Genomic DNA, 8,815 nt, shown 5'->3' on the forward strand with positions numbered 1-8,815 from the left:
CTTCTTTTGATTGATGTACAGCAAAAGCTTTTTCCATCACGCGTCCTCGTTCATCGACAAAGCATGCGTAATGAACGAGCTTCGCGATGTCTATACCAACGACGAGTGTATTATCAGTCACTTGATTAATTTTGTAATTCATTTTAAAATTCATTTAGGAGTCCTCCTTGTATATGATGGGTCAATGGTCGTTGACACTCAGCATCATACTAGAGGACTCTTTTTCTTTCAAGACCCTGAATATCTTTCAAACAGGAATGCTGCCCCGTTAGTTTAAGTACATTTTTTCACAATCTTTATCGTGATTTACTTACATATCTAATTTTGACAAGAGCAACACCTGTAAGTGTGATTGTAGTTTTGTTAATAACACTTTCCGTTCCAATATGTTACAAAAAAAAAGCGCCTAATCCCTTTTGCATCAAGGGATTAAGCACATTTTAAACACTATAGTTTTAGTATAGTTAAATTATATTTTGTGAACAATGACAGGTCTCCATAATCCTATTCAGCAATTTCAAAAAATAATTCTCGGATACACCATAAGGCATAAAATATTATGAAATATACCCAAATATAATTTTTATTTACTTTTAACTCTATCAGAAACTCCCCCTTTTCTTCTTCAACAATCCTGCCCCGTTAGTTCAATAAGGATTAAAGTTCAAAATTCAATTCAAACTCTTTTTAAATATCCGTACTATCCAATCATAAATCGGAAAGCTTTTCACCTGTTAATATTTCAAATAAATCAGTAGAATCTCCCTAGTTTAGTTGAACATATTTACTTCCTGCCACAACTTCCACTGTATCTTTATTTGGACTTATCCAAATTTCATATAATATTGCTTAATCCGCTATTTTAGGATCTTTAGATTTAAATGCAAACCTGTAATCAGCAGGACGTTCCATATTTACTTTGGCGTTTTTCCAATCATCCCTATTTAATATGTTGTAACTTTAGAATAAAGATTGATTAAAAGGGAGCTGCAAACATTGATTCTAGGGAAATTAAATAGCTCCCATTTTGAAAAAAGTTTGATCAAAATGGGAACTGTATGTAGTACCAAATGATTAATTGTTAAAATACACGAAAAACTCTAGTCATATGTTATACAATCATGCATTTAAGTCTGTTATGGCAGGAATATTAATTTCCTTTACACATGAAACAGACGATAAATTAATAACGCAATGAACAATGGCTACAATGTCTTGTACAGGAATACGTGTACCTCGATACAACATAATTGCCTTTTCTGCACCTTCTTCATATGGTACTTCAGCAGCAAGCTCTCCTGGATTAATACACGTTACAGAGATCATATCTTTTCTCACATGCTCTCGTAAAGCATTTGTAATACCACGTAAGCCAAATTTAGATGTGACAAATGAAACTTGTGCACTATTTGTATGATCTAAACCTGCTGTTGAACCAATTAATATAATTTTCCCATTGTCCGCCTGTCTTAAATTAGGTAAAAGCGCCTGAATATAAGTAATAGTGGAAGTTAAATTAATATTAATTATGTTCGAGATATCCCTAACTTCATCCTTATCAAAAGTATAGTCATCTTCAAAACCACGCTTTTCCCATACTCCTACATTATAAATTAATACATCAATAGGAATGTCTTTTAAAGTTTCTTTTAAAGAAGGTATTTGTTGTTGACTAGATAAATCAATTGCGACCCATTTACGATTTACGCCATCATTTACATCTAAACTACTTGGTCGTGTCCGTGATACCACCCATACTGTATCTCCCTTAGTGGGTAAGCCTTTTACAAATGCATCGCCTAGCCCATGGCTTGCTCCAAATATAATAAAGTTCTTACTCATCCTATCACCCCTTATAATAACTATACATCTAAGTATAATTATTATAAAAATATGAAACAACTAATGTGTTTTATTAGAATTAAAAATTTTATCAATCTTTTCTATTAATTATCAAACTTTTTTATAAATAATCAATCTCTTTTAAAAAGCACATAAGTCGAACTTCGTTTAAAAAAATTCCATATAATGCGTAAACAGTAGAGTTAGCGGAATGAATTTAAGGAGTTGATACGGGAGATGATTTTTCAACACGCGATGTAACAAATTCCTTATTCAACTAACCTGCCCCTTTAGTTGAATAAGAAAAAAGAGCTGTCAGAACAGCTCATAGATCTTCAACTAAAGCACCCCGTTAGTTCAATAAGAACTTTTAGTATTTCCTCAACTTTAGCACCCCGAAATGTCGAGGCATTGCTTGAAATAACTAGGTAAAGCGGCCAACCATTTAGTCATTTGACTTTTACAAATGTCCATGTCTAAAACAACTTTACCTTCTGCTAAAGTTTGGAAAATATCAATAAGATTTCTTTTTCTATTAGTGATTAATCATTTAGTGGATAAAACCTAGATATTCTACAGCTTTCCAATTCTTCCAACTGCACATTATCCACAATTTCCTTCGCAACCAATCGACTAATAACAGGAGATAACGTGATTGCAGAATGCATAACTGCTAAATAAAGTCCCTTTACCTGATCATGAAAACCGACAATGGGGTAACCGTCTTTAGGCATAGGCCTCATTCCTACTTTGATACTTTCTAACTTTAAATGTTCCCCTTCTTCCAAATCGTAGCGAAGGGTTTCAAATGCTCTTTTTCCAATCTCCTCTGGTCCGTTTTCTCCATACTCATCCAAATAATCTTCAGCAGCAATAATTGTATAATCGGATAGTTGTCTTGCCTCAAATCTTGAATTAGAAATTAAGGTGTGAATGAGCTTTTTTGGAGATTTTATACGAATAATAATTGAAGGTGAAGACTCAATAGGAATATCAAAACCAAGAGGTTTACACAGCTCAGGTAACGCTGTACCAGTTGCTAATACAATTACATCTGATTCTATATATCCTTTTGAAGTATTTATGCCAACAACTTTGGTGCCCTCTTTTTTTATTTGTGTCACTTTTGTATCGAATAATATATTTGCCCCGTTTTCTTCCGCTATCTTTACCAAAAGATTCGTTAGGACATTAGGGTCTACCGCGCCTTCTTTATAAGCATAAAGAGCTTCCTCAGGATATTTTTTCAAATGAGGTTCTAACTCCGATATTTGCTGACGAGTTATTTTTTTTACATGAGATTTATTGATGCTTGTGAGATTTCCCCATGTAAGTGCACCGTTCCAATCTACCTTCAATTCTGGTATCTCTTTTTCCAATACATGATATTCTGCAAGTGACTCGTCATACAAATGTTGAAAGTTATTTGGAACACGCCCTGAGGGATTAATCCAAGCAAAAGATTTTTCTGTTACCCCATATCCTGCTTTTGAGTGACTCTCAACTAAAGTGACATCCTGATTTTCCTTTGATAGATTATAAGCTATAGACGCACCAACAATCCCTGCACCAACAATTGTAATCTTTTGCTTTTTAGTCATAACTATTCCTCCCTCTATAAATGTTGATATATCAATGATTTGACTCGTTTTTTGAGTGGTAAAAAATTTTTTATTCAATTATTGATCATTTGGTAAGTATGCTACGCTAAAGTTAATTGGTTAAAATCAACTTCCTAATCCATTATGTGATGCACAATTGGAGCTCTGCGATGCTTATGATGACGTATCCTCCCATGTCTCTTAGCGTCTTTGCACATACTTTTCTTCGTTCGGACTATTCATAGGGCAGAGGCTAATTAAGAAAAGCTTAGCCGTAAATCTGTTTGCTTTTCTTATTAAATCAACTTCAGAAGTGTAATTCCAGCCTAAAACCTGTGGTATAACTAGCCGTTTGCAGTTTTAGATATGTATTTTTTTCTTGAAATAGCTGTTTGTACATAAAATAAGACACCTCTTTTTTTCACATGTTTATAATTCGTATTTCAACATCCTTTCTAATATATACGTTTAGATAGAAAGGATGTTTCAGATATTAGCTTATATTCAAAAAATATATAATGTTTAATAATTAATTTTTTCACTCTCTTCCTTTTTCTCTTGTTCAACAAACCTGCCCTTTAGTTGAATAACAACAAACTTTTAGAAAACAGCCTCAAATTATAAAAAAATCACTACAGATGTCTCCTCAAAACTATTCTAGAGTATTAAAGAGTTTTATACATATTTATACCTGCTATTTGGAAACCTAATGTGTTGTATAACTTAATTGCCTTACAGTTTGTTCCAAAGACGTGTAATTTAAAATACAATATTTCTTTCAATGATAAATATTCTTCAATTTCTTCCATAACTTTTGTACCTATGCCTTTTGAACGGCATTCATCAAATATATAAATCTCATATAAAAATGCACTTTTTTTGGTTTCATCTATTTTTAACCAAACGTAACCATATCGCTCATTTTCATTCACAATATTATAAAATTCATGTAGTTCTGTATGAAATCCATTTGGCAAATACTCTTGCAACTGTTTCTTTGCTCGTACTGCAGAAGGTTCTGTAACTTCAAACGTATGTTCAGCTAAAGTTTCTGCAAATCGCTTTTCTTTATCTAAAAGATATTCGTTAAACTCATTTCCATTCATTTTCTTTAAATACTGCATAGTGTCCTCCTATTGAAAATACTCCTTACACTTAAAGTTAATAATACCTGATATAAGACTCTCTTGGACATTAATCAAAAACCAATAAGTTTGAACCTCTTATACTGTCTGGACCTCTTATACTCAAGAAGTACCCTTGAGCCTAAATTCCTTTATTAATGAGTTATTACTTCTTTTAATTTTTCGTTATAAAATCTGGCTTGTATCATGCAAGTTAGCAGTTACTTATGATACGATTTACCGAAACTAATTTTAAATTCGTTATAAAATGGAATTCCTTCTTGGACTAACCTGCCCCGTTAGTTCAATAAAGAAAAAAGAGCTGCATTTGCAACTCAATGTTCTTCAAGTAAAGCACCCGTTAGTTTAAGTACATTTCTTCACAATCTATATAGTGATTGACAATGATGTCCAATATTTCCTCCAGTTCTTAATATTATTCCAAGCGATTGTATTCCTTGAGGTGCAATAAACGCTTTCAGACTATACAAAAAATTCCAATTAAAACTTCATAAAAAAAAGAGCCTAATTTTCTTAGAGTAGAAAATTAGGCTCTTTTTATGTCGAAATTTACTTAGCGTATATTTTCGTTAAAATGTGTGTGGCACCCCATGCCTATCAACCTAAGGTTTTGTTGTCCCACACAACGATAAAAATACACTTGGTTACCATAAAAAACATCACGTTCTCATTCTGAAAGCATTATAGAAGTTTAACCTAATGATTATATAGCAGGTACTGATTATTAAAGAAAAAATGCAATCGGATTAATCATTATAGTTCATCTTCTTCAACTTTTTTACTGTTATACTTACTATATCCATATATACATAAGCCGAAAAATACTCCGCCCATACTATTTACAGTAAGATCTCTCATGGTAATTGCTTCTCCAGAAGGTAAATATGTTAATAAAGTAAATAAAACAAAGAAAATAAATCCTGAAAATATCGAATTACGACCTAACATTTTATTATTTGATGTATAACGTATATATATTTTTTTGATCCGCATCATCATAACGATATAAAATGATGTTGTTAATAAAATAATTAAGGCTAGAATGCCAAGTGATGTAATTTCTTTGTTTAAAATCAAATCATATAACATAGCTCCAAAACAGATGAAAAGAGCTATCACCCCAGCGTTTGCCATTATTTCGAAGGCTGTGTTTTGTTCTCGTTCATCAACAGAAGTACCTCTACCAAAAAGATATAATTTTAATAACTTAGACATTAATCTTCCTCCCAAAATAAATCATTTAATGTAACACCTAAACTTTTGCAAATCTCAATACATAATTTCAAAGATGGGTTGTATTCGCCTTTTTCTAATAGACCGATTGTCTGTCTACTTACATTTGTTAATTTTGCTAATTCCCCCTGTGTCATACCCTTTTCAAGTCGAATTCTCTTTACTTTGGTAAGCATATTAGAAGCCTCCAATACATTTTTCTTTTGACACATATATATTACATTAGTCATATATATGTGTCAATGACTAGAAGTTTTAACACCTTATATTTCCAGGGATATCCTTATACAAATCAACTTTTACATTACGAATATCCCTTCGGAATACCTAATGGGGTGGTACCCCAATAAAATAAAGCGTTAATCTTACTTAGACCAAAGCACTCGTTTAGCTTTGTACAGTAACCCACTCCTACATAAACAAAAAAGATCGAATCCTTTAAGGAATCGATCTTTTACTTCAAATGTTCGTTTCTATCTATTTTCATATGTTTAAAAATAAAAAAACATCTTAGATAAGATGTTTTTTCTAACCTGCTTATTGAACTAAAGCTCCCGTTAGTTCAATAAGAAAGTTAAATATATTTCTGTAATAATTCTACTAGGCCATTGGGATAAACTATTTTCTTCCCATCAATAATCTCTTCTAAGGAAATTCATTTCGTGAATGTAGTTTTACTCCCTTCTACAACTTTAAAACTTTCTTTTTGGTATAGAGTTTGGTCTATAAATTCCACCAAGTAAATCTGAGTTATTTAGTGCCCTATATTTCCTTCTATTCTAAAGATGTGTTCTAAACAGGAAATATAGCGTTTTATCTCTATGAGAAAATATCCTTTCTATTAGATAGTATATATAAAAAATCGCCCCCACTAAGGAATTCTATAGAGATGAGATGATTTTCAAACTAGTTAATACCCAAAATAATATTTAAGAGCTGAATTTGTCCTTCGTGCGGGGGAGGGGAGAACACAAGAGATTGAAGATTATTCGCACATGTCCACTCCTTAATACTCAAAAAAAGGCAGCCCCTAAAGGACCGCCTTTAAATCCAATGAACTCTAATCGGTTCTAGGAAATTATGTACCGCTAATACAATACATTATTCATCAAATAAGATACTTTAGTATAGCAACATATTCAAGTTTTTTTATTAACACTTTCCTTATTACTTTTACCTGGAAATTCTTCCTCCATCTGTCCGTTACACTGGAACCAAATAACACCTAATGTGAATGCAATTCCAGCAACGTTTGCACGTATGCCCAATTTCAGAATTTGTTTTGCTGCTAATGTAAACTCTTTATCAGCAATTAAATTCATTATTGTAGAACCAAGTGCAACTGGACCATAATTTTCTTTCATTTTTTCACTAAAACAATTATTTAATGCCTTTGTATATGATGGCTTGTCAACCATCGAATGCCATTCACATGCTGCAACATAAGGTACAATTTGAATAGGGAAAACATTATCTATACTTTTATTAGTAATATTATTATTAGCAAATAAATCTCCTGACTCCATACTTTCGATTATTTCTGTTTTTAAATCACTATCTGCTAAGGTATTTTCAAAAGCTTCTCGATCATAACCTAAAGACTTACCTTCGTTATCTTTCTTTAAACCATCTTCAAAAATTAATCTTAAAGCATCAGCAAGAACTTGTTCATCCATAGCCGAAACTACATTTTCTTCTTCAGCAGCATTAACTTTTGGTATAAATACACTTACCAAAGAGAAAACTATCATACTTACCACCATAAAGATTTTTAAAAATGACTTTTCAAATATTTTACACAATATAAATCCCTCCTCACTTTAATGACACCATATTTTAACTTTTATAGCTATTATTGAAAATATATCTATTTATTATGAAAAATAGCAAGGTGTTGAAAAGAGATATAAAAATCTTCATAAATAAAGTAAATCCTTGAATAATAAAAGTTAATAGTAAAAACATGATAATAAAACATACAATTAAAGCTAAAAATTCCCTACTTTTAATAAATTTTACATCAAAATTCACAAAATTCCCTCCTTTTTATAAATTATCCTTTTTGTCTCCAATTACGAATTCCACATAGCAATCACACGACATACCTTTTCTTCTACTTCATCTCTTTCATCATCCACATAAACAAGATCTCCATCTTCCACATCATCTAAATTCAACTCAATTTTTAATTCTTATAGTAACATTAACATAAATATCCAATAAAAAATTATCTCACCTTGGATTTAGTATAGATTTATGGACACATTGAAGTTAAGTCCTTAACCTAAAAACTAAAAGAGGACGTGTCCGTAATGAAACAAAAAGCCTTCACTTGTATATTGAGTACCCAAATCTGTATTCACAATGAGCCCTTATCGATAATTTCTTGATCTGTCACTTTTTCGCGAATAAGGTCATAGCTTTTTTAAAATTTCTACCTCTTGTTTTAAGCGTAAATTTTCTTTCTGTATGGCTGCTAATATGACAACGCCTGTATTGAATCCTTTCACGCTACATGAAGAAAGAAGAAATTTATAGAAACAAGAACAAGTATTTGAACAGAAACAGCAAAATTGTCACTCCTTCAGTACATTGAAGGTTGGTATAATAGGGGCCTCTAGTATCTTCAATAATGACTTATGCCAGCATTTTATTATCTTTAAAGAAACGAAAAACTTCTAAATCTCGTAATCTTAGTTTTCTATCAATCGAAATCATTTTTTTCACCTATCCTAATATGAATTTATGACCTGCAATAATATCTGTACATAATCTTCAGTCTAAACAAATTACCCTTCTAAAACTATAAAAACAGATATTTTCTTTATTGAACTAACCTGCCCAGTTAGTTCAATAAAGAAAAAAGAGCTGCTTACGCAACTCAATGATCTTCAAGTAAAGCACCCGTTAGTTCAATAAGAAAAAAGAGCTGCATATGCAACTCAATGATCTTCAAGTAAAGCACCCCGTTCGTATTATAAGGTCAGCCAGAGA

At 31.7% G+C, this 8,815-nt stretch carries 6 protein-coding genes and 1 pseudogene; all 7 read right to left on the minus strand.

Features of this window, described 5'->3' with window-relative positions; translation table 11 throughout:
* Positions 1-154 (minus strand): annotated as a pseudogene (locus AMD00_RS23820) (IS110 family transposase); the annotation flags it as partial.
* A gap of 965 nt (positions 155-1,119) precedes the next feature.
* Positions 1,120-1,842 carry an SDR family NAD(P)-dependent oxidoreductase gene (locus AMD00_RS02830; RefSeq protein ID WP_053415569.1) on the minus strand — a complete coding sequence of 241 codons (723 nt, stop codon included), beginning with the start codon at positions 1,840-1,842 and terminating at the stop codon, positions 1,120-1,122.
* 542 nt (positions 1,843-2,384) lie between these two features.
* Positions 2,385-3,443, minus strand: coding sequence for an NAD(P)/FAD-dependent oxidoreductase (locus AMD00_RS02835; protein ID WP_053415570.1), 1,059 nt, complete (start codon positions 3,441-3,443; stop codon positions 2,385-2,387).
* Positions 3,444-4,108: 665 nt separating this feature from the next.
* On the minus strand, positions 4,109-4,567 hold the full coding sequence (locus tag AMD00_RS02840) for a GNAT family N-acetyltransferase (RefSeq protein WP_053415571.1): 459 nt from the start codon (positions 4,565-4,567) through the stop codon (positions 4,109-4,111).
* Between the two features lie 774 nt (positions 4,568-5,341).
* Positions 5,342-5,803 carry a hypothetical protein gene (locus AMD00_RS02845; protein WP_053415572.1) on the minus strand — a complete coding sequence of 154 codons (462 nt, stop codon included), beginning with the start codon at positions 5,801-5,803 and terminating at the stop codon, positions 5,342-5,344.
* Positions 5,803-5,997: a helix-turn-helix transcriptional regulator gene (locus tag AMD00_RS02850; RefSeq protein ID WP_053415573.1), complete on the minus strand. Its 195-nt coding sequence runs from the start codon at positions 5,995-5,997 to the stop codon at positions 5,803-5,805. The genes AMD00_RS02845 and AMD00_RS02850 overlap by 1 nt, the downstream gene beginning before the upstream one ends.
* Before the next feature lie 963 nt (positions 5,998-6,960).
* Positions 6,961-7,623: a hypothetical protein gene (locus AMD00_RS02855; protein ID WP_053415574.1), complete on the minus strand. Its 663-nt coding sequence runs from the start codon at positions 7,621-7,623 to the stop codon at positions 6,961-6,963.
* Between the last annotated feature and the right edge of the window lie 1,192 nt (positions 7,624-8,815).

Origin of the sequence: Viridibacillus arvi, from assembly GCF_001274945.1 — a bacterium.
Classification (GTDB): domain Bacteria; phylum Bacillota; class Bacilli; order Bacillales_A; family Planococcaceae; genus Viridibacillus; species Viridibacillus arvi.